The sequence below is a fragment of the Paenibacillus sp. sgz302148 genome (assembly GCF_056120465.1).
Window position 1 is genome coordinate 169313 of the sequence record NZ_JBVYOJ010000006.1, and the last position, 22748, is coordinate 192060.

20 protein-coding genes and 2 pseudogenes are annotated in these 22748 nt (G+C 55.4%); 7 read left to right on the forward strand and 15 right to left on the reverse strand.

The genetic code is table 11. The features are described 5' to 3' along the window. Window positions 1–37: 37 nt before the first annotated feature. Window positions 38–925 carry a cation diffusion facilitator family transporter gene (locus tag AC0LWM_RS11050; RefSeq protein WP_474675108.1) on the reverse strand — a complete coding sequence of 296 codons (888 nt, stop codon included), beginning with the start codon at window positions 923–925 and terminating at the stop codon, window positions 38–40. A gap of 262 nt (window positions 926–1187) precedes the next feature. Between AC0LWM_RS11050 and AC0LWM_RS11055 the strand changes: the two genes are divergently transcribed. Further along, entirely contained in the window at window positions 1188–1388 is a 201-nt protein-coding gene (locus AC0LWM_RS11055) for a hypothetical protein (protein ID WP_474674991.1), read from the forward strand. 91 nt (window positions 1389–1479) lie between these two features. Here AC0LWM_RS11055 and AC0LWM_RS11060 read toward each other — a convergent pair whose 3' ends face one another. Together AC0LWM_RS11060 and AC0LWM_RS11065 are read right to left on the reverse strand one after the other, a co-directional pair. Beyond that, a complete protein-coding gene (locus AC0LWM_RS11060; protein ID WP_474675109.1) occupies window positions 1480–3402 on the reverse strand; it encodes an ABC transporter ATP-binding protein in 1923 nt (640 codons plus the stop codon). Then, entirely contained in the window at window positions 3383–5311 is a 1929-nt protein-coding gene (locus tag AC0LWM_RS11065; protein ID WP_474674992.1) for an ABC transporter ATP-binding protein, read from the reverse strand. Before AC0LWM_RS11065 ends, AC0LWM_RS11060 begins: the two co-directional genes overlap by 20 nt. A 306-nt stretch (window positions 5312–5617) precedes the next feature. Here AC0LWM_RS11065 and AC0LWM_RS11070 point away from each other — a divergent pair, with 306 nt between their 5' ends. The 6 genes from AC0LWM_RS11070 (at window position 5618) to AC0LWM_RS11095 (ending at window position 10333) form a co-directional block, all read left to right on the forward strand. Next, complete coding sequence (locus AC0LWM_RS11070; protein WP_474674993.1) at window positions 5618–6145, forward strand: GNAT family N-acetyltransferase; 528 nt, start codon at window positions 5618–5620, stop codon at window positions 6143–6145. Window positions 6146–6160: 15 nt separating this feature from the next. Next, complete coding sequence (locus tag AC0LWM_RS11075; RefSeq protein WP_474674994.1) at window positions 6161–7021, forward strand: P-loop NTPase family protein; 861 nt, start codon at window positions 6161–6163, stop codon at window positions 7019–7021. Between the two features lie 40 nt (window positions 7022–7061). Continuing rightward, on the forward strand, window positions 7062–7514 hold the full coding sequence (locus tag AC0LWM_RS11080) for a GNAT family N-acetyltransferase (protein WP_474675110.1): 453 nt from the start codon (window positions 7062–7064) through the stop codon (window positions 7512–7514). A gap of 119 nt (window positions 7515–7633) precedes the next feature. Further along, window positions 7634–8185, forward strand: a complete 552-nt coding sequence (locus AC0LWM_RS11085) for a GNAT family N-acetyltransferase (RefSeq protein WP_474674995.1) — start codon at window positions 7634–7636, stop codon at window positions 8183–8185. Between the two features lie 345 nt (window positions 8186–8530). Further along, window positions 8531–9634: an RNA-guided endonuclease InsQ/TnpB family protein gene (locus AC0LWM_RS11090; protein WP_474674996.1), complete on the forward strand. Its 1104-nt coding sequence runs from the start codon at window positions 8531–8533 to the stop codon at window positions 9632–9634. A 249-nt stretch (window positions 9635–9883) separates the two neighbouring features. Continuing rightward, window positions 9884–10333: a M23 family metallopeptidase gene (locus AC0LWM_RS11095; protein WP_474674997.1), complete on the forward strand. Its 450-nt coding sequence runs from the start codon at window positions 9884–9886 to the stop codon at window positions 10331–10333. 85 nt (window positions 10334–10418) lie between these two features. On the opposite strand, the gene AC0LWM_RS11100 is transcribed toward AC0LWM_RS11095, so the two are convergent. The 12 genes and pseudogenes from AC0LWM_RS11100 to AC0LWM_RS11155 form a co-directional block, all read right to left on the reverse strand. Beyond that, on the reverse strand, window positions 10419–10595 hold the full coding sequence (locus AC0LWM_RS11100) for a hypothetical protein (protein ID WP_474674998.1): 177 nt from the start codon (window positions 10593–10595) through the stop codon (window positions 10419–10421). 194 nt (window positions 10596–10789) lie between these two features. Then, window positions 10790–11602 carry a dienelactone hydrolase family protein gene (locus AC0LWM_RS11105; protein ID WP_474674999.1) on the reverse strand — a complete coding sequence of 271 codons (813 nt, stop codon included), beginning with the start codon at window positions 11600–11602 and terminating at the stop codon, window positions 10790–10792. A 31-nt stretch (window positions 11603–11633) separates the two neighbouring features. Then, a complete protein-coding gene (locus AC0LWM_RS11110; RefSeq protein WP_474675000.1) occupies window positions 11634–12902 on the reverse strand; it encodes a TolB-like translocation protein in 1269 nt (422 codons plus the stop codon). 49 nt (window positions 12903–12951) lie between these two features. Beyond that, window positions 12952–14568, reverse strand: coding sequence for an ABC-F family ATP-binding cassette domain-containing protein (locus tag AC0LWM_RS11115; RefSeq protein WP_474675001.1), 1617 nt, complete (start codon window positions 14566–14568; stop codon window positions 12952–12954). Window positions 14569–14670: 102 nt separating this feature from the next. Next, window positions 14671–15426 (reverse strand): hypothetical protein, encoded by a 756-nt coding sequence (locus tag AC0LWM_RS11120; protein WP_474675002.1) that lies wholly within the window; start codon window positions 15424–15426, stop codon window positions 14671–14673. A gap of 214 nt (window positions 15427–15640) precedes the next feature. After that, window positions 15641–16699 (reverse strand): MBL fold metallo-hydrolase, encoded by a 1059-nt coding sequence (locus AC0LWM_RS11125; protein ID WP_474675003.1) that lies wholly within the window; start codon window positions 16697–16699, stop codon window positions 15641–15643. 93 nt (window positions 16700–16792) lie between these two features. Beyond that, the gene (locus AC0LWM_RS11130) at window positions 16793–17482 is read right to left on the reverse strand and encodes a response regulator transcription factor (RefSeq protein ID WP_474675004.1); all 690 of its coding nucleotides are present in this window, start codon (window positions 17480–17482) and stop codon (window positions 16793–16795) included. Further along, a pseudogene (locus AC0LWM_RS11135) lies at window positions 17460–17729 on the reverse strand (sensor histidine kinase); the annotation flags it as partial. The pseudogene AC0LWM_RS11135 and the gene AC0LWM_RS11130, both read right to left, overlap by 23 nt. A gap of 810 nt (window positions 17730–18539) precedes the next feature. Next, window positions 18540–19421, reverse strand: a pseudogene (locus AC0LWM_RS11140) (HAMP domain-containing protein); the annotation flags it as partial. A gap of 644 nt (window positions 19422–20065) precedes the next feature. Then, complete coding sequence (locus AC0LWM_RS11145) at window positions 20066–21745, reverse strand: MFS transporter (protein ID WP_474675005.1); 1680 nt, start codon at window positions 21743–21745, stop codon at window positions 20066–20068. Next, window positions 21742–22164, reverse strand: a complete 423-nt coding sequence (locus tag AC0LWM_RS11150) for a DUF6220 domain-containing protein (RefSeq protein WP_474675006.1) — start codon at window positions 22162–22164, stop codon at window positions 21742–21744. Before AC0LWM_RS11150 ends, AC0LWM_RS11145 begins: the two co-directional genes overlap by 4 nt. After that, on the reverse strand, window positions 22151–22666 hold the full coding sequence (locus AC0LWM_RS11155) for a hypothetical protein (RefSeq protein WP_474675007.1): 516 nt from the start codon (window positions 22664–22666) through the stop codon (window positions 22151–22153). Before AC0LWM_RS11155 ends, AC0LWM_RS11150 begins: the two co-directional genes overlap by 14 nt. Window positions 22667–22748 lie beyond the last annotated feature (82 nt).

Sequence of the window (22748 nt, forward strand, 5' to 3'; positions counted from 1 at the left end):
GACTGCGGAGGGTTCTTCGCATTTCATAGCTCCATATTCAAACACTTGGCTCGACCAACTCCATCATCGGCTCCACATGTACGTGGACATGGACGACATTATGCTTGCGCAGCATGCGCTGCTCGATCTCGTCGCTGATTTCATGACCTTCGATTAACGTCAGGTTCGGGTCGACTTGCACGATGACATCAACAAGCACTTGGCTGCCATGGACGCGCGCCTTGATATCTTTGATCGCCTGAACGCCTTTTGTCTTCTGAATGGTAGTGCGCAAGGAGTTCAGCTTCGCTTCGTCGAAGCCGTCCGTCAGCGCATGGGTCGCCTGGCGGAAAATATCCCACGCCGTCTTGCAAATCAATATGCCGACAACCAACGCTGCAACAGGATCAAGCCACGGCAAGCCGAATTGCGCTCCCAAAATGCCGATCGCCGCGCCGATGCCGACAAGAGCATCGGACTTGTTGTCCTGCGCAGCCGCCATGAGCGCTTGGTTATTGATTTTGCGAGCCAGATTCCGGTTATACAGATACACGACAAACATACATCCCGCGCAAAATAAAGCGATCCACGCCGACCATAAATCCGGCGCCCGGCCGTGGTCCGCAAACAATGACTGCACCGCATTGACGAGCACCTGAATGCCAACCGCCGCCATAATGAACGAAGCGATCAGCGCGGCGATCGTTTCGGCACGGAAATGGCCGTACGGATGGTCCTCATCGGGCGGCTTCTGCGAAATGCGCAGTCCGATCAGTACCGCCGTCGACGCGACGATGTCGGTTAAGTTGTTGAAGCCGTCCGCGATCAATGCTTCCGATTGATTGAAATAGCCGCCTAGCAATTTAAAAGAGGAAAGGGCAAGATAAGCGATAATGCTGACCCATGCTCCCCGTTCGCCTTGTTTGATGTCACTGTAAATATCCAGCTTGCCGCACCTCCGCAAATCTCGTCAAAAAAGTACAGTACCTATCGTAACAGAGCAAATCGAGTGGGTCTAGAGAAACAGTGTTTCCCCCGCGGGACAAAGTGGTGCGGATGCAACTTAGTTTTGCCCGATAAACTTTCTGGAATACGCATCCATCTGTTCGGACTATGCCGAACATTCATTTTCATTCGTTTTCTCCCTTGAATCCCCGCAAGAAAATAAGTACAATGAAGGCAAGAACGGATAAGGAAGGTGTCCTCTCATGTCGGACGTCAATCAAGAACAAGAAGACAAGCAGCCGAAAAAAATCAGTCTGGCCGATGCCATCAAACAAAAGCTGGAGCAAAAAAAACAGCAGCAGAACAATAAAGCAAACCACTTTGGAGACACCGGCACCAAAACGATGAAAAGCCAAAACGTCAAAAAAGTGAACAACCAGCGCCGCCGTACCGGCGGATCCTAAGAAGCGGCCGCTCGACCGCATGAAACAAACAGTTAACGACCCGATTCATTCGGGAGGTTAACTGTTTTTTATTTGCGCATATACCTCGAAGTCACATACTGTCGTGCAGCTTGCGAAAATGCCCTCCCGCCTCCATCAGCCCTTGGTATGTGCCGGATTCGGCCACCGCCCCATCCTTCATCACGATAATTTGATCGGATTGCTTCGCAATCGAAAGCCGATGCGTGATGAACAGCAGCGTTGTACCATGCAGCTGCCGAAGCAAGCGATCGAGCAGCCTTCGCTCGGTAGCCTGGTCAAGCGCCGACGTCGCTTCGTCCAAAATCAACACGGACGGCTTGCGCAGCACGGCCCTGGCAATGCCGATGCGCTGCCGCTCGCCGCCGGACAGCCGCATCCCTTGCTCGCCGACCGGCGTATCCAGCCCTTCCGGCAGCGCCGACAGCCATGCGTCCAGCTCGGCTGTAGCCAGCGCGCGCCGAATCGCGGCGTCGTCGGCATCCGCGCAGCCGTATGCGAAGTTATCGCGGATCGTGCCGCCGCACAGCATGACGTCTTGCGTGACGCACAGCATGTGGCGGCGCAGCCACTCGTCGTCTATGTGCTCCTGCGGTATGCCGCAGACGCTCACGGCACCCGCCGACGGAGGCCGCAGCTTCAGCAGCACGTCGGCGAGCGTCGACTTGCCCGATCCGCGTTTGCCGACGATCGACACGACTTCGCCGGGACGGATGCGGAGGCTGACACCCGCCAGCACCGCCTTGTCACCGTACCGGTACGATAGTCCGTCAGCTTCGAGTGCGTAGGCCGCCTCCCCGAATTCGGGGCAGATGCCTTGCAGTTGCGCCTCCTCCGCCTCACGTTCTCTCTTACGAGGCTTCTGTATCTGGTCTGGAACTCGCTCCAGCTCACGAGGCTCAGCCTCCCGTTTCTGCACCCGTTCCAGTTCACGAGGCTCCGGCGCCTGTTCTGGCAACCGATCCGGCTCAGGCGAATCCGGCGCCTGTTCCGGCGCCTGTTCTGGCAACCGATCCGGCTGACGCGGCTCCGGCGTTGCAATCTCGGCGATCCGCTCCGCGGCGGCCATCGCCCGCTGCGAGGCGAAGAACATTTCGGCAAGCGTGATGCCGAAAGGACGCAGCCAGTTGTACACGGCTATAAATGCGACCAGCGTGCCGATCGTCATCCCGCCGCCCGCGACGAACCGGCCTCCCGCATAATACATGATGACGAGAAAGCCGGCCGACAACGCCGTATTCGCCAATTGCACGAGATGATCGGTCACCATTCCGCGTCGGCGCAAGCTCCATTCTTGCTCCAGGTTGGAGGTTATGCCGGCAAGTGCTTTCGTCTCCATGCCGGAAGCTTTGATCCACGATGCGCCGGTGACGAGCTCCCGCACCGATTCCGTAACGCGCGACATTTGGCCCGCGGCAGCGGATGCCCGGCGCTTCACGTATTTGCCCATCCGGACGACGAATACAGCATGCGCCAGCCATAACGGCACGATGACGGCCGCAAGTCCGGCATGCAAATAAACGAGCAAGCCGGATCCGGCCGTAATCGAAAAGGCAAGCATGAGCATCCACCATATACCCGAAGCGGCAAAATCCGTGACCGCATGCGTGTCGTCCAGCGTGCGGGCGATGAGATCGCCCGGCCTGTACGAGCGGAACCAATGCAATGGCCGGCGCTGCAGGCTGTCGTACAGATTAGCCCGTGCCCGACCCGCAATATTCAGCATGAACCGGTTCATGTACGATTGAAGTACGATCATCAAGCTGCCGACGACGGGAACAAGAACGATACAAACGCTGATGACGAGCAGCATGTTCCAATTTCTCTGCGGCAGCACTTGTTCCAGCACATATTTGATGATCACCGGCGGAACGAGGAACAGCAGGCTGCGCAGCAAAATATTAACGGCATTCACGACGATAACGCCGCGATAAGGCTTCAACTGCCGCAACGCGTATCGCAGCATCGCCGACTGTCTAAACGACGGCAAATTCACGGACAACCTCCTCCTCCTCCTCGCCGAACCAAAGCCGGGCATACAATCCGTCACGCTGACGAATTAGCTCTTCGTGCGTTCCTTGCTGAACGATTTCGCCTCCGTCCAGCACCAAGATCCGATCGGCGTGCCGGGCTCCTTTCAGCCGATGCGTCACGCTGATTCGCGTAATGCCGCCCGCATGCTTGTCCAGAGCCTCGTACACGAGCGCTTCGCTTGCCTGATCGAGCGACGACGTCGCTTCGTCCAGCAGCAGCACGTCCGGCTGCTTCGCCATTGTGCGGGCGAGGCCGACCAGTTGCCTCTGGCCGCCGGACAGCATCGACCCTTTGTCGCCGATCGGCGTATCGTATCCATCGGCCAGCGACGTTACGATGTCGTGCGCCCCAAGCGCAGCCATCCACTGATCGACCGCAGCGAACTCGGAATGCATGCCGGACACATAATCGAGATACCGACCCGCCGCTTCCTTCTGGCCGGGGCCTTCACTCGATCCCGCTTCCGTCAAGCCGCTCGCCGCTCTCCGCGCAACTGAACCCGCAATCGAAGCTCCGCCATTCCCCGCTCCATCCATTACCGTCTCCCGGTCCTCATTGCCCTCGATCAAATACGTCAAATTCCGGTACAAGCTATCGCCCGTCATAAACACTTCCTGCGTCATATACCCGATCCGCTTCCGTACATGCGTCGCATCGATCGCGCTCAAAGGCGTATCGCCGAAGCGGATCTCGCCTGCCGAAGGCTCCCGCAAGCGGGCGATGAGCTGCAGCAGCGTGCTTTTGCCGGCGCCGCTTGGCCCAACGATGGCGACATGCTCGCCGGGCGCCACGGTAAAAGCCACGTCCCGCAGCACGTTTCCCCGCTCGCCGCAGACGCTGACGCCATCGAAGACGATCGGCGCGGAGCGGAGGCTTTCCGGCCGCAGCAATCCCGGCGCTACGCCGGGTTCGGTAGGCAGCCGCAAATATTCGAGGATGCCGGCAATCCGGACGCGGATATCGGCCATCGCCGTATATAGCGTAAACATCGATTTAACCGGCGCGTTAATCGCCGGGACGAACGCGATGATCGTCATCAATTGGCCGACCGTCACGCGGCCCTGTATGGCCTGCCATCCGCCAAGCAGGAAGACAACCGCCGGAGCCAGCGCATCCGGGATACGCGGAAACCCTTTGTACAGATCATCGACGATGCCTTCCTGGAAGGACAGCTCGGCCCATCGTTCTTGTTCGGTGCGGACCCGTTCGTATTCCCGTTTTTCCGTGCCGAACAGCTTGATCTGCTTCAGTGATTCCAGCTTCTCCAGCAGGCTCTGCCTGAGCCTCGCATCATGCTGCGTCAGCAGTTGGCGGGCGGCGCCGAGCTTGCGCCCGAACCGGTGAATCGGCATATATAAGCCGATATAGGAGAGGACAATCACCAGCGCAATCGGCCAATAGATGCCGCAAATGACGACGATGCCGATCGCCGCAAGCAGCAGCTCCTGCACCGTGCCCGGCAGCTTGAGCATGGCGAACTGCTGGACCGCGCGCGTATCTTGCACGCAGCGCTGAAGCAGCTCGCCTCTTGGCGTTTCGGCGAAAAAACCGGCCCGCGTACGCAACACGGAAGCCAGCGTATCGCGCGTCAGGTCATGCGTCAGCCGCAGCATGGCCTTGCCCGAATAATAAGAGCGGGTGATATCGCAAGCTTCGATGACGAGCAGCGCTCCGAGCAATGCCGCGGCCATCCCGCCGAGGCCCTCGCCACCACCAAGGGAGACGCTGTCGACAATCCGCCCGATCGCGATCGGCACGACGGCGCCGCAAAGGGCGATGAGCGCGGTCAGCAGCGAGACGGCAAGCAGCGTTATTTTGGAACGAAACAATTGTTTGAAAAAAAATACGAGCCATTCCGGACATTTCAACACGCCACAACACCCCAAATCGATTCATTCGAAAACGGGTTCATTGTAACAATCCGGTCTCGCCTTGTTCAAACCGTAAAAACAAGCGTTCGCGTTTTTCTTCGAAATCCTCTTTGCATGTCCGGCTAGCGGCCGTCGTATTTTCAGAAAATGAGATCTTCCGTTCTCTCCCACATCCTTACGATTTGACGGATTGACGGCGATCATTCATCGCCAAAATCCGCTATACTCAAACTCAGCTTGGTCAAACGCCCCCCGGAACAAGTAAAATATGAAGATATAAAAAAATGAAATCGGAGGACTTAAACGATGCAGCAGTTCCTGACGATCGAATCCGAATCGATCACGCTTCGGCCTTTTACCCGGGATGACTTCCAGGCGATTTACGCGCTGACTCGGCAGCGGGAAATTACTGACATTTTGCCGGACTGGAATATGACAGAGGAGCAACTGACAGGCTTCCTGGGGTTCGTCATCGCAAGCTACGACAACTTCAGCCCCGAGGATGTCCGGATATTGCTGGCGATCGAGCACAAGCAGGACCGACAGCTGATCGGATGGTGCGGCGTGTTCCCGAACGATCTATTGCCGCCGGAGCAGCGGGAGGTCGCTTACGCGATCTCGAAGGACTACCGCAGCCGCGGTTATACGTCGGAGGCGGTCATTGCCATCGTCGATTATATGTTCCGGCATACCCGGCTAAACGAAATCGTCGCCATCGTCAAGCCGTTCAACGTCCCTTCGTGCAAAGTCGTCGAGAAGGCGGGTTTTCGGCACATGGAGCTGCGTACGCTTGCCGACGGGGTGGAATACGATTATTTTGCTAAACAAAAATAAGGGGCGTTCATCTTCATGCAATCCAAAGTGATCATCATCGAAGGCATACCCGGCTCCGGCAAAACCTCGACGGCGAAATACGTCAAGCAGCTGCTGGATCGGCATCATGTGCCTAACCGATTGTTTCTTGAAGGGGATTTGGATCATCCGGCCGACTACGAATCGGTTGCTTGGTTGGAAGCGGAGGCGTATTCGAAGCTCATCAAGGATGACGAGCATCGATTGAAACTGCTTGAACCGTATGTGCAACAAGCCGCTTCGGGCGTGCTTATTGCTTATGGCAAACTTGCGAATCTCTCCCATGAAGGGCACAATCGAGACCATCATGCGGTTCACGAGTTGGTGGAGCTCTTGCAAGAATCCGACGTATACAAGCTTCCGCTGGAGAAATATCAAACCCTGCTGATCGAGAAATGGCGGAGCTTCGCGGACCGGGTAAGGCAGAGTGAGGAAGTTTTCGTTCTTGAATGCTGTTTTATTCAAAATCCGATGACGTTGATGTTCGGCCGATTGAACGAACCGCTGCCGCGAATGACGACGTTTGTTCAGAAGCTTGAAGAGACGATCCGTGACCTGAATCCGAAGCTCGTTTATTTGTACCAGGACCGGATCGAGCCTTCATTCCGCCGCGTCATGGAGGAAAGGCCGGCCTCGTGGTTGAATTATATTACTTGGTACTATACCGAGCAAGGCTACGGCAAGGCGGAAGGGCTTTGCGGCACGGACGGCCTCATTCAAGTGCTCGAAACAAGAAAACGCTACGAGCTGGAGATTGTTCGGAAACTTCACTTAAGCAAATGTATCATCAATAACACCGAGGCAAAATGGGACGAGGTTTTGGTTGAAATCCGGCATTTTGTGCTGGAACCGTCCTGATTTTTGCAAAATCGTTAGAAAGGGTGTCTCCCCATTGACCATACAGATCAGAAAGCTGAAACCAAATGAAACGGCGCCAATGGATTTGCTGCTGCTGGCCGATCCCGAGGAATCGATCGTACAGTCGTATATCGGCCGTGGCCAAACCTGGGTGCTGGAAACCGAGGGAACGATTGCCGGCGTGTATGTTCTACTGTCGACCCGACCACTCACGGCGGAGCTCGTGAACGTAGCGGTGGCGGAGCCGATGCAAGGCCGAGGATTCGGGCAAAAGCTCGTGCGGCATGCGATCGCGACGGCGAAAGAGCAAGGCTACGCCACAATTGAGATTGGCACAGGCAACTCAGGCGTGGTACAGCTGATCTTGTATCAAAAATGCGGATTTCGGATCGTTGGCGTCGATTTGGACTTTTTTACCCGACATTACCAAGAACCGATTTATGAAAACGGCATCCTGTGTCGGGACATGATCCGCTTGCAGTTGGACTTTTGAATGGGGTGCGTTAGATGAGATATAAATTCACGTAACTCATGGCCCGCCCTCCGCCCCCGACCATGAAGCAGGATGCAAACTTGGAAAGAACGGTAAGAAAAAACGGAGGTGCGGTTCGTATGAACATTGTACAGCTGCGGCAGTACACGATTGAGGATCAACGAAAACTCGGGCATCATGGCTACACGTCGCCGATGAAATATCAGGTGACCAAAGAAAATACAGAGACGCGCACAACAATCTCGATTGAGCTTGTCCCGCTAGAGCAGCCCTACGTCAAATCTTGGGAGGAAGATCCCGAGGAGTTTAAGCTATTCGCTCCTATGATTGAATCGGGGCATTCGCTAGGCGCAATGATCGAGGGTGAGCTCGTTGCCGTCGCCATAGCCGAGCCCCGCCCCTGGAACAATACTTTATTTCTTTGGAATTTGCATGTGGCGGAGCGGCATCAACGAAAGGGGATCGGCTCCCGGTTATTGCAGGAGCTTATCGAGCTGGCAAGGCAGCATGGATTTCGGGCCATCGTATTGGAAACGCAAAATACGAATGCACCCGCCATCCAATTGTATAAACGATTTGGGTTCGACATCGAAGGCATCGATTTGGCGCTGTACAGCAACACGGCCCTAATAGACGGCGAAATCGCCATCTTCATGACTTTGAAACTATAGATTGTGCGTTACAAAAGCCGCAGCCCGATCCAATTGGCAACTGCGGCTTTCGCAATGCCTCCCTTCAGTCGGATTTCAGATGACCACGCCCAACTCTTCAAAAAAAGGAAAAATATGATCATTTGTCGAAAGGTATGGTAGTTTTTATTAACCTCCATTTCGAAAGGACGAACGGCGAAGTTCTTATTCATCATTTTCGCATAGGATACCGCGACCTCTAAGGTCGGGAGGAATAGGAGTCAAGCGATAGCTTGAAGGCTCTGCCTGTGCTTCTCTCCTTTCGCTTGAGAGTTAATCCACCTTTTGATATAATTGGAACATATGTTCTGTAAGGTGGTGAATCATATGCAAGTTACAGTCACTGCTAAAATCAAAATTATACCTTCTCCGGACCACATTCTTCTGCTTCAACAAACGCTTCAGACTTACCGCAAGGGATGCAATTGGGTATCGAGTGTGGTGGCGAGTATGAACCACGTGGCGCAAACGAGTCTGCATCAATTGACTTATCGAACCTTGCGTTCTGCCTTTGGCCTTCGCTCCCAGATGGCACAATCCGTCTTGAAGACGGTCATGGCACGGTACAAATCGATACGAACAAGTAGCCATAACGGGTCCAAAGTAGTGTTCAAACGACCGGAATATGATCTGGTGTGGAATCGCGACTACTCCCTTGTGCAGGGTAAATTTTCAGTCAATACATTACAAGGACGGATCAAGGTTCCGTTTGAATCCAAAGGCATGGAGAAGTTCTTCGATGGTTCCTGGGCATTTGGGACAGCCAAACTCGTAAGCAAGCACGGCAAATGGTTTCTGCACATTCCGATGACCCAAGAGATCGAACCTGTTTCCGAGTGTGACATCCGTCAAGTGGTAGGGGTTGATCTCGGCGTCAATTTTATTGCGGTCAGCTACGACTCAGGCGGCATCACGACCTTCTTCAAGGGACGTCCGCTGAAAGACAAACGCAGGCATTACCATCAGTTAAGAAAGCAGCTTCAACAAAGACGGACCAAGTCCGGACGTAAACGCTTGAAAGCAATCGGTTCACGAGAAAACCGTTGGATAACCGATGTCAATCATCAGGTTTCGAAGGCACTCGTGGATCGATATGGAGCAAACACACTTTTTGTGGTTGAAGATTTAACGGGCGTTCGTCAGGCAACGGAAAAAGTCCGCAAGAAGGATCGCTATTCTACGGTATCTTGGGCGTTCTATCAGCTTCGCCAAATGCTGGAATACAAGGCGGCCATAAAAGGATCGAAAGTGCTCGCAGTCGACCCGAAATACACATCTCAAACATGTCCCAAATGCAACTGTAGATCAATAAAGAATCGGGATAAGAAGAAGCATGTATTTCGTTGCATACGTTGCCGCTATACTTCGAATGACGATCGAATCGCAGCCATGAATCTAGAACGAAAGGGAACCGAGTACCTCGCAAAATGATAGCTGCGGTATCGCCGTTGCTGTCGGGTAGCCGTCAGACTGCCTGATGTTGGAACACGCCCGTTAGGGCGGTAAAAGGTAGGAGTGCGCGATGTGCGCACGGTTGCACTACCGGTTACCGACAAACCCCAACCTCTAAGCGTTAGCGTAGGTAGGGGTAGTTGACCCGATTTACGATCAAGCTTTTACTTGCTCGGAGCACCCGGAAGGATTTATGCATACATAGGTGACATGCTAGGCGTAGACTGCATGGTCGAAAAATTCGTTGACGGCTGGATGAGAACGTACAAAAATGACGGAAAGCGGAACGAGGATTGGTACGGATTTGGATGCGACGTACTGGCTCCTTTTGCCGGAACGGTCGAAAGCATTCATATCAATCCGTTCACGAACGAACCCGGCAGCATCCGGGAGGGAAGGGCAGGCTCCATTACCTTCGCAAGAGAAGACGGCTTGCGCGTCGTTTACGCTCATGTGATGGATGTCAACGTGGAGGTCGGAGATCAAGTTCAAGCAGGCGAGCGCGTAGCGAAAGTCGGCAACAACGGCTTCTCCCGCTGCCCGCACATTCACGTCGGCGCATGGATCGACAAGACGCCGCTGCAAATCCGTTTTGATTTATCCATTATGGGCAAGCACCTTCGGGAGAAGGGAGAGCGAAGGTACTTCATGACTGCCGATGCCGAGGTCCGGGCTTAATTCAGGAGCGCAAGAAGCGCGGCGCGTTGAATGTGCCAAGACCCCGCATGAGCATGATTCATACAAGAACGGATTCGTTTTACGGCTAACCGCCGCTTACCTCTACCCAGATAAATAAAGCAATCAAAAGGACGTTCAGCACCAGAAGGATCCAGAGCTTAGCCTTCCAAGATAAATTGGTCTCCCAAAACAGATCTCCGAAAAAAGCAAAAACATTAATGACCAACAGCAGCACCGCGTAAATACCTATTGTTTCCAGCATGACATTCTCCCCTTATCTATGAATCAAAACGCTATTCAGTGTAGCAGAAAAGGGATGGCATACCTATATATCTTTTGATATATATTTGAGATTTTAACGGCAAAAACCGCGGATTTCCGGCAAAATTAACCTTGGATCAGGACGAGCCTCTTGCATCCTTCTTACCCGTTCACTCGAAAAAACCTTTGCCCGAATCAGGCAAAGGTTTCGTTCAAGAAGCTCAGCGTCTTCACCCAAGCATCTCGCGCAATATGAGGGTCGTATCCGCCGCCGGTGTCGTTGAAAAAGGCATGTCTGCCATTGTCGTAAACGTGCGGCGTGAATGATTTGCCCTGTTCCTCCATTGCCCGGGCAAAGTCCGGGACAAGCGAAGTAATGCCTTGATCCAATCCGCCGAACAGCCCCAGCACCGGACATTGAATCGTCGGCGCCATCCCTTCGTGCAGCCTGCCGTAGAAGACGACCGCTCCCGCAAGCTCCGGTTCGGCGGAAGCTAGCTCTGCGGCGAGCGCCCCGCCCCGGCAAAAGCCGACGGCGGCGACTTGGCCGGAGCAAGCTTCCGACCGCCGCGCGTATCGGTAAGCGGCCTGTATAATGTCCAGCAGCTTCGGCGTATCGTTTGTCGTCCTCAGCAGCAATTCCAGCGAGGGCTGCACGATGCGCCGCCGATCCTCCGGCAGCTTGGCCAGCGCCTCCGCTTGCGCGACCGGATCGCGAAAAGCCTGCGGAGGAGAGCTGTGCAAAAAATCGCCGACATGCTTCAAGCGTTCGTCGCTAAGCAGCTCCGGACGCTGCCCGTTGTCGGCGAACAAATCCGGCACAATGGCGAAATATCCCGCTTTGGCGAAACGGTCCCCGATATCCCGGATATGCGCATTGGCACCCCATATTTCCTGGAGGACAAGAACTGCGGGCAGCGGCCCGCGGGCTCCAGCCAGCCGCGAAGTATAAAGAGCATACACCTTCCCGTTGTCTTCGATCATGACGTCTTCATTCCGTAAGTTCATAAGTTCTCCTCCTTTCGTAATAACCATCATTCTAGTACCAAGCGATAACGGAGTCAAAGCTCCAGTAATCGTAATAAGCCGAGGTCTCGCCCAAATGATGAATGTATGGCTTCGGATTGCCTCCGTCGGCATCCGCGATCCAGGCATCGGCTATTTTGCGGTCGGACCGAATCCAGGCCAATTGCTTCGTTCGGTGCTGAAACGACGGGCTGAAGTCTCCGAAGCCCGCAGGCGGAGAAAACAACTGCCGCTGGCTTTCGCCAGAAATATCGACGCTATACATAACCGGCAGCGGTCGTTTTGCCGGATCGTTCGTCCATTTGCTTTCCACGGCCCGCGACACGACGATCACCTCGTCATTAACCCAAGTAAAATCGCGGTCGACGTATCCTTTGGGCGTAAAGGACAACGATGTGACCGACGGCAGCTCCTTGACCTTAAGATGCTTGTCCTCAACGGCGAAACGTCCTTCTCCTTCAATATAGGCGAGCAGATCCCGGCTCGGCGCCCACTGGAACCAGTTCTCGTAATGCAGCATCTTGTCGAGCGTTTTGAATGTTCGTCCGTCGGCGGAAAGCACGCACAATGTATTGCTGTCGGCTGACCACGAAGCGGTAGGGACACCGATAAAAGCAATCCATTTGCCGTCCCGCGACCATTTGAACGTGCTTGTGCCAACCGCGAAGAAGTCTTTGGACATCTCTGGCAGGGTAAAAAAGAGCTTCGCTTTGTCCGTCTCCATATTGGCACCTACAGGAACGATAAACAGCTTAACCGGCGTCCAGCCTGTCGGAAGCAACTGAGAGCCGGACGATACAAGAAAGCTTTTGCCTCCGGGCTCCCAAGCGTAGTTGCCGACGCCAAGCGTCACATTGCGGAACGGCTTAACCTTCTCCGGCGTGACATCGGCAACGTTCAGCACGCCGCCGATTTGAAATGCAAGCGTATTGCGATCCGGCGCCCATTGGTAGTTATGGCCTCCGGCATATACGATCAAGTTGCACTTCGTCGACACCGCATACACCCATATTTCGTCGTTATCTTTCCCGCTCGAATACGCAACGAGATTCCCGTCATGGGACCATTTCGGCTTCGAAGCCTGATGATTCATCGTCGCTTGCGTCTCCCGGTCTCCTTGCTTGATCCACAAATCCCCTCCGCGGATAAAAGCCGCCTGGAGCGGCCGATCCGCCCCGCCTCCCGGGGCGACATAACCCGTGCCCGCGAACAGTGTAACGGAGCATAACAACACAATGGAAACGGCGGCAAGCATGGCTTGTATTCGCAATCTTGGAACCAAAAAAAACACCCCCTGCTGAATGTTCTCAGACAAGGGGTATTGTTCCCAATTAGCTATACATTTCCTCGCGCAGGCGCTTGATTTCTTCATTTTCCAAATATTCGTCGTACGTCATCGTTTTATCGATCAAGCCTTTCGGCGTAATCTCGATAATCCGGTTCGCGATTGTTTGGATAAACTGATGGTCATGCGAAACGAACAGCATCGTGCCGTCGAAGTCGATCAAGCCGTTGTTGAGCGCCGTGATCGATTCCAGATCCAAGTGGTTCGTCGGTTCGTCGAGCAGCAGTACGTTGGCGCCGTTCAGCATCATCTTTGACAGCATGCAGCGGACCTTCTCGCCCCCGGACAGCACGCTCGCCTTCTTCAGCGCTTCTTCGCCGGAGAACAGCATCCGTCCGAGGAAGCCGCGCAAGAATGTTTCGTCCTGATCTTTCGAATATTGGCGCAGCCAGTCGACCAACGTAGCGTCCACCCCGTCAAAATAAGCCGAGTTGTCTTTCGGGAAATAAGCTTGCGTCGTCGTTACGCCCCAAGTGTATTCCCCGGAATCCGCGGGAACTTCGCCCATCAGGATTTGGAACAACGTCGTTTTCGCCAGTCCGTTCGGTCCGACGAGCGCGATTTTGTCGCCTTTGTTCACGATGATGCTCAGATTCTTCAACACGTCTTCACCGTCAACTGTTTTGCTGATGTTCTCGACGGTCAGCAGCTGCTTGCCCGCTTCGCGCTCCGGCTTGAAGTTGATAAACGGATATTTCCGGTTGGACGGACGGATGTCCTCCAGCGTAATTTTTTCCAATTGCTTCTTCCGCGAAGTCGCCTGCTTCGATTTCGAAGCATTCGCGCTAAAGCGCTGGATAAACGCTTGGAGTTCCTTGATCTTCTCTTCCTTCTTCTTGTTGGCGTCGCGCGTCAGCTTGAGCGCCAGCTGGCTGGACTCGTACCAGAAATCGTAGTTGCCGACGTACATCTGAATTTTGCCGAAGTCGATGTCCGCGATTTGCGTACATACTTTGTTCAGGAAGTGCCGGTCATGGGATACGACGATAACGGTACCTTCATAGTCCATCAAGAAGTTTTCCAGCCAGGAAATCGATTCGATGTCCAAATGGTTGGTAGGCTCGTCGAGCAGCAGGATGTTCGGGTTGCCGAACAATGCTTGGGCTAACAGGACGCGTACCTTTTCGTTACCGGACAGCTCCGACATCTTCTTGTCGTGCATGTCGCGCGGAATGCCAAGGCCGATAAGCAGCTCGCCCGCTTCCGGTTCCGCATCCCAACCGTTCAGCTCCGCGAATTCGCCTTCAAGCTCGCCTGCAAGCAGACCGTCTTCTTCCGTGAAGTCGGTTTTTGCGTAAAGAGCGTCCTTGTCTTTCATAATTTTGTACAGACGGGCATGGCCCATAATAACCGTTTCCAGAACCGGATACTCGTCATACTCGTAATGGTTCTGCTTCAATACCGCTAACCGTTCGCCCGGCGTAATGTGCACTTCCCCGCTGGAAGGCTCGATTTCACCGGATAATATTTTGAGAAACGTCGACTTGCCCGCCCCGTTCGCACCGATGAGGCCGTAGCAGTTGCCCGGCGTAAACTTTATATTGACATCTTCGAATAAAGGGCGTTTTCCGTATCGCAGCGTAACACCGCTTGTACTGATCATTTTATTACCGTCCTTCGCTTAGAAAATCGGGTAGAAGACTCCCAAGTTTCCATTATAGCACAAGACGGTGCACAAACGAAGCCCTTTCATCGCCTGTTCCATTTATTGCAGCTGCCCCGAAGAGGCGCCGCCGCCCGCGGAGGCATTCGACATTACGAATTCGCTCGCCCAGTCCACCATGCCGTTAATGAGCGTCAGCACCAAATAGACGACATCTTTTTCGTTCAGCGAACCACCGGAGGAGCTGTTTACGAGCTGCGACGTTCTCATCTCCAATTGGGTCGTAAGATCTTTAATCTTCAGAAGCTCGTTAGCAAGACCGGCCACCTGATTGCACTGGCCGTTGTTCATGCCGCCGCCCTGGCCAAATTGCTGCATGTTTCCTTGGCCCTGGCCGCCGCTCTGCCAGCTGTTATTTTGTCCTCTTCCCTGGTTACCCTGACCACTGCACTGTCCTTGGCCCTGACCTTGACCTTGACCTTGGCCTTGGCCCTGACCCTGCCATTGCCCTTGACCGCCGCCTTGCCCTTGGCCTTGCCACTGTTGGCCTTGACCTTGACCTTGACCTTGACCTTGACCCTGGCCTTGACCGCCACCTTGCCCTTGGTCTTGATCATTATCATCCCCGCCACCGAAAAGACTGCTGAAAAAGCCGCCACCGCCTTGATCTCCGCCCTGCCCGCTTTGATCGTTCTGTCCGCCGCCTTGTCCGCCGCCCTGTCCGCCGCCCTGATTTCCGTCTTGGCCCATCTGTCCTTCCTCCAGCAGGCGTCGAACATTTTCCAGCTCGCACATGATCGACGAATTTTGCTGCGCCAGAGCTTCGATTTGCGTTTTCAAATCCTGCATTTTCAACATGGTAATCCTCCATCCAGGGCTTATTACTTCGTCATATATTGGTTATACTTCCCGCAATGCGAACGTTTATCCTGAATGATTCCAATAAAGTGGAAGGAATTGTCCCGGCGGCGCAATCAGGCTGACGATGTCTTGCGAAGCCTGCTGCACCGTTCCATAGTCGCACGCAAAAAGACGCTTCCGATCGCCGAAAGCGCCCTGCTGGGGAATTTATTCATGTACGGCCTGCGCCGCTTAATCTGAGCGTCTCGCCATGCTTCAACAGTTTCAGCGCCGCGGGATCCAGTTTCAGCCGTCGCCATTCGGCTTCAAGCCGGTCGAGCGCCTCTCGCGGCGTATCGTCAGCCAGTCGGAACGCGCCGTAATGCATCGGCACGAACTGCCGTCCGCCCACGTCGAGATAAGCGCGGATCGCTTCCTCCGGCGTGACGTGCTGCGCTCCCATGAACCACTCCGGCTCGTAAGCGCCGATCGGCATCAGCACGCAGTCGATGTCCGGGAACCGTTCGCCGATCTCGCGGAAGCCGCGAAAATAGCCGCTGTCGCCGGCAAAATAAACGGTCGGCGAGGCTGAAGCGGCGCATCTGGAAGCATGATGAGAATCGGAGGCGCCTACTGCCTGAACGTCCTCTCTTCCAGCCGCGACATGTCGTGCGGAATCCGAATCATCGCTCAACTTGCCGCCTTCGATACCGCCTTGCACGATCCAGCCACCCCAGTGCGATGAGTTCGTGTCCCATAACGTACGACGCGTCCAATGCTGTGCGGGCACAAACGTAAATCGCGCGGAGCCGATGATCGTTTCCTCCCACCAGGCGAGCTCCTGCACTCGCCTGAAGCCTTTGCGCTTCAGCATGCGCGACAGCCCTGCGGGCACGAGCAGCAGCGGCTCACCCGGCAAATGGCGCAGCGAGGCGATATGCAAATGATCATAATGGGCATGCGACAGCAGCACGATGTCGATGTCCGGCAGCCCCTCGATCGCGATGCCGGGTGCGGCCAGCCGCTTGGCGAACCCCATCGTTCCCGCCCAGACGGGATCGGTGACGATATTGAGGCCGGAATGCTGGATCAGGAACGTTGAATGCCCGATCCAGGTTACCGCGCTTTCCTCCCGGTTGCTGTTCAGCCATTTCAGCTCAGGCTCCGCATGCGGCACGACATAAGAAAGGTCCTTGCGCTTAAGACGCCGTTCCTTGCGCCAGCGATTCAATTGCTGGAACGATTTTAACGTCGGTACGGGGTCCATATTTTCATAGGTTCGCTTCGGCATTGTGACGTCCCCCTGCCTATTATCCTTGTTTCTATCTACTATACCAAAGACGGCGGAGACTTCTCAATCGCGAGCGATCCGATCGATAGAGACCTACAGCCTGAACCTGTACCCGACGCCCCAAATCGTCTCGATATACTGCGGGTTCGACGGCTCGCGCTCGATCTTTTCGCGCAGCTTGCGAATATGGACGGTCACGGTGGCGACATCGCCCGCCGAATCCAACCCCCAAATCCGCTCGAACAGCTCTTCCTTCCCGAACACGCGGTCGGGATGCGCAGCCATAAACGCGAGCAGGTCGAACTCCTTGGAGGTTAATGCCGCTTCCTCGCCGTGGATGAAAACTCTTCTTGACAGCTTGTCGATGTGCAAGCCGTGAATTCGGATTTCATCCTTATTGCCGCCATTCCTTCCCATCAGCCGCTCGTACCTCGACAAATGGGATTTAACCCGTGCCACGAGCTCCCCTGGGCTGAACGGCTTCGTAATATAATCGTCTGCGCCGAGGCCAAGGCCGCGGATTTTGTCGATGTCTTCCTTCTTGGCGGAAATCATCAGCACCGGGATGTCCTTGGCGCTGCGGATCCGCCTGCATATTTCGAAGCCGTCGACCTTCGGCAGCATCAGATCGAGCAGCACCAGATCGACGGGCTCCGCAAGCGCCTTGGCTAACCCCGCGTCGCCGCTTGTCTCGATATCGACGGCGAAACCGACCGATTCGAGATAATCTTTCTCCAGCTCGGCAATTGACAGCTCGTCTTCAATGATCAGTATTATTTTCATCGTGTGCCTTGGCCCCCTCTCCCTCGCTAACTTTGCGCAGTGTAAAATACACGGTCGTCCCGCGCCCGACGGCGCTTTCCGCCCATATTTGGCCACCGTGCCCTTCGACGATTTGCTTGACGATGGCAAGGCCGAGCCCGCTTCCGCCGGTACTCGAGTTGCGCGACCGGTCCACCCGGTAGAACCGGTCGAAAATCAGCGGCAGCTCCGCCGCGTCAATGCCCGGCCCGTTGTCTTCGATGCGGATGGTCGCCTCGCTCTCGCCGTCGAGCAGTTCGACCGTGACAAGTCCGGTCGGCGGGGTGGTTGCGATATGGGTGGCCGTCCCTTCTTGGACTATGTCGGGTTGGACAGGGTGGTCGGGTTGGTCGGTGTCCGGCTGGACGGCTGGGTCAGGCTCCTTGGCTGGGTCGGCTGGGTCGGTTAATTCGGACTGGTTGGCTTGAACGGCTTGGTCGGTTGATTCGGACTGGTTGGCTTGGATGGCTTGGTCGGTTGATTTGAACTGGTTGGCCTGGATGGCTTGGTCGGTTGATTCGAACTGGTTGGCTTGGACGGCTTGGTCGGTTGATTCGGACTGGTTGGCTTGGTTGGCTTGGTCGGTTGATTCGGACTGGTTGGCTTGGATGGCTTGGTCATTTGGTTCAGGCTGGTTGGCCTGGACGATGGCAGCCGCTCCGTTGCCCGCCCTCCCCTCTAAAGCCCAATTTCCGGCCCCCTCTCCTGCAGCAACATCTCCCGGTTCACTCCATTTTGTTACGGAGGCGTCGTTCTGTTCTCGAGCAAGCTTCATATATTTCATGCTGTTCTCGATAATGTTGCCGAGCACGCGCTTCAGCTTCTCCCGATCTGCTGCAACGAGCAGCGGCGAAACGGCGCTAGGCCGGTAGTCGATGGCGACGCCTGCTTTTTCCGCATCGAACTGTAACTCCTCCAGCACGTCCCCGACGCAGCGGTTCAGCTCGACCGTTTCCAGATGGAACGGCGCTTTATTCAAATCCAGCTTCGAGTATAGGAACAGTTCGTCGATCAGACGGTCCAAGTCATCGGCTTTCGTATAAATCGTCCGAATGTATTTGCCCATCTTCTCCGGCGAGTTCGCAATCCCGTCGCGCAGCCCTTCCACGTATCCTTTGATCGCCGTAATCGGCGTTTTCAGGTCGTGCGAGATGTTCGCGATGAGTTCTTTGCGATTCTCTTCGTACTGCATGCCGCGATCAAGCGACTCCTTCAGCCGGTACCGCATTTCCTCGAACGCGATGCTTAACTCGCCGATCTCGTCGCGGGTCGACGGCTTTACCGTAAAGTTCAAATCGCCTTCTTTAATTTTTTCGGCGGCTTTTTTAAGCGCGTATAACGGTTTGATGATGCTGCGGGAAATCCACATCGTCAGCCCCGCGTTGGTTGCGGCAATCGCGAGCAGAATGACGAGCAGCAGAATCGGACGCAATACGAAAGGTATGGAGCCGCTGCTGCGAAACAACGTAATGCGGCCTGCCACTCCGTCCGGGTAGGTTACATCGATTGAGCTTGGCGTATACCAAGTGCCGTCTACGCGGGCCGACCCCCACCAAGTATGGGATCGGTCTTGCTTTTCACGGCCGGTCTCGGCATATTGCCGCAAGAAATCCGACGCATACGTGCGCGAGCCGTTTTTGTCGCTGATAACGCCCGCATGGAGCTGCGACAACCGCGGTTCCAGCTCGCTCCAGTAGCCCGCGTCCAGCAGCCGCTGCGGTTCATGCTCGGCTAGGTAGGCCAGCTCCCCATATATTCGGGCTTCGTCTGCGCTCATGCTTCCGCCGGAGTTGAACCGTTCCCCGAAGCTAACTCCCCCGCTCGTCGCCGAAAGCAGCACATAAACCGCCGTCCCAAGCAAGGCGACCGGAATCAAGATCATGGCGATATAAGACCAAATTAATCGAACTCGTATGGTCATTGGCGTTCACGCCCCAATTCTGTAAGCAAAGTTAGTTTATGTTGCATATATTTCCATCCCCATACTACCATACGGTGACGGGGGGATCATAGCATGCATCCGGTGCTTGGTGCGCTTTCTAGCACAGGCAAGATACAAAGCGCAGCGCATGGCCGCGGGGTAAGGGCGTGACCTGCTTTGGGCAGGGCGTGGCCGCGTTGGGCGGGGCTTGGCCGCGTTGGGCGGGGCTTGGCCGCGTTAGGCGGGGCGGGGCATCGCCGCGTTGGGCCGGGCGATGCGCGTTACATGACTCGATGGCCAGCGAGGAGGCATTTTCATAATTAACTGTATTTCATGTAGTTAATTTTGTTGAAAATACCCGATTTCGGTCATTTAACTGGAAAACATGAACTTATTTTCGGAGATTTCCGAGGATTCGAAAGTTTCCACGAAGATTAGATACATGTTTTCCAGTTATTTCTCCCCACGCGGCTTCCCGCCACCAATTAACTGCATGTTTTCCAGTTGTTTCGGGAGGCCCCGTACCCGAGTTGCCCGGTGCCCCGCCCTACGGCGTGCTGGCACCTCCCGGCTCGGCCATCCGGCCGGGCTGGCCGGCTCCGCCTGTGCCGGAGGCCCCGTACCCGAGCCGCCCCGTCCCCGCCCTACGGCGTGCCGGCACCTCCCGGCTCGGCCATCCGGCCGGGCTGGCCGGCTCCGCCTGTGCCGGAAGGCCCGGGCCCTTGCCCTTGCCCTTGCCCTTGCCCTTGCCCTTGCCCTTGCCCCGCCTCCGCCTGATGCCCCGGCTGGCGCGGCGCCGCATGCGAACGCAGCGCCATGCGCACGTTCGGCATCAGCAGGATGCAGCAGGCGGCAAGCGCCGCGGGAATGAGCGCCCACAGGAACGTGCCGGCGATCGAGGACGACAGCGCGTCCGCGATCCGGTCGAGCGCTTCCTTCGGGATGCGCGCCCTGCCTTCCGGCGTCAGCAGGCTCCGGGCATCGCCCGCAAAACCGCCGGCTCCGACGCCATCTCCGCTTCCTCCTCCGCCCCCGGCTTGCCCGAATGCTTCCGCCAAAGCGGACGTAAAAGCATTCCGCTGCACGATGCCGAAAATCGTAACGCCAAGCGTGATGCCGAGCGACGTCATAAACCGGTTCGTCGAGGTCGCGGAGCCGCGCTGACGCATATCGACCTCGTGAATCGCGGACATGCTCAGCACCGAAAACGAAAATCCCGTGCCGAACCCGGTCACGACCATAAACAAAGTCACCATGGTACGAGTCGTTTCCGGCGTCAGCGTGCTTAACAAGAACAGCCCAAGCAGGAAGAACACGCTCGCGCCGAGCATGATGTTCCTATAGCTCGTTCGGGTCGTAAGAAACCCGCCAAGCTGGCTACCGGCGACGGAGCCGAGCATCATCGGCATTAAGATGAACCCGGCGTTCGTTGCGGAACCGCCAAGCACGCCCTGCACATACATCGGAATGTACACGGTAGCAACGATAAAGGCGGCCCCGATCAGCAAAGCCGCGCCGTTGCTTGCGGCGAACAGCCGCTTGCGGAACATGGCGAACGAAATGATCGGATCGGCCGCTTTTGTCTCCGCGTAGATGAACCCGGCGAACATGACGGCGAACGTCGCGAACAAACCAAGAATGACGGCGGAGTCCCAAGCATATTCGTTGCCGCCCAGCTCCAGCGCGAACATAAGGCTAACGACGGCTGCGACCAGGGTAAAGGCGCCGAGCCAGTCGATTTTTTGCTTCGTATGCGTCAGCGATTCCCGGTAGAAGATGCTGACGAAGAGCACCGACAATACGCCAAGCGGCAGGTTAATATAGAACACCCAGCGCCATTCGAGGTATTCCGTAATATACGCTCCCATCAGCGGTCCCAATATGCTGGACAACCCGAATACGGCGCCGAACAGACCGCCCATCTTGCCGCGTTTTTCCGGCGGAAATAGATCGAACATGATCGTAAAAGCAATCGGCATCAGCGCGCCGCCGCCAAGTCCCTGGATCGCCCGGTATATGGCGAGCTCCGTCATGCTGCTTGCGGTGCCGCACAGGATCGAGCCGAGCAAAAACGCCCCCAGCCCGAAGACGAAAAACCGTTTGCGCCCGTACATATCGGACAGCTTGCCGAAAATCGGCGTGCCCGCCATCATCGCGACCATATACGCGGACGTAACCCAGATGAACATATCGAAGCCGCCCAAGTCGGAAACGATCGTCGCCATCGCGGTCGCTACAATCGTATTGTCCATCGCCGCCATCAGAATGCCGAGCAGGAGCCCTGCGACGACAAAACCAATCTTGCTCTCTTTTGCCACCGTCATTGTTTAACCCCTTCCTTGATGGACAATCGCATCACATGAATCGAACACCAGAACAAAACAAGCGCAATCACAGGATGTAGCGCCGCCAGCAGCTTCAGTTCCGCGGCATAAACCGATGTCAAAAACTGCGACACGATCAGCAAAAATGACGCCACACTAAGCAGCCGAAGCTTCCATGACATCCGCCCGACAAACGATAATGCAATCAGAACGAACGGCAGCGGCGAAAAAAGCCTTACAAACGACCTGTGCATCGCCCAGTCGCCCATATCGACGAAGGTCGCCAAACCTGCGATAAACACCTGAACGACGATGCATGCCGCAAAAACCACCGCAACTGCGGCAAAAACGAAACGCGCGTAACGCACATAAGCGGGATACGCCGCCTTTAATCCTGTGCCCTTTTCACTTGTTATCATCTCTTCCACTCCTTCTCCCCCAAGGCTTAAATACGGATATCGCCACCAGCGCCGACATCGCAACGGACTGAAAAGCAAAACCGGTCAGCAGCAAACCGCCGTTCACCGCAAGCTCCGGATTATGAAGCACATCGCCGCTTTTCTCGGATACGATCGTAATGGCCTTCATTGTCCACCCTTTGACGCCGGCAATACCGATGACGATGCACGCAACCGTTACAACCTCTTTGACAATGAGCCAACGATGCTTGAACAATCCCCAATGCGTCCGAACGGACAGCCATACCCCGGTTACGACCATCCCCAGCGCGGAAATGGGCACAAACGGACGGTCGACCAGATGCATGGCCATGTAACAAACCTTCAACACTTCGGCGTTGCTCGTCGTCATGGCAATAAGACTGAACATGAGAAACAGGATCGAGTGACCGAGACAAGCAACGACAAACAGCAGATGAGCGGTCAAAACCCATTTTCTTTCAAAAGGCGTGATTCGGTTCATTCATGAGCCCTCCTTTCCTACAAAAAGCACCGACTGCTTCCGCTGTAATCCATCATATCCGCCGTTTCTAAAACGCCTCTAA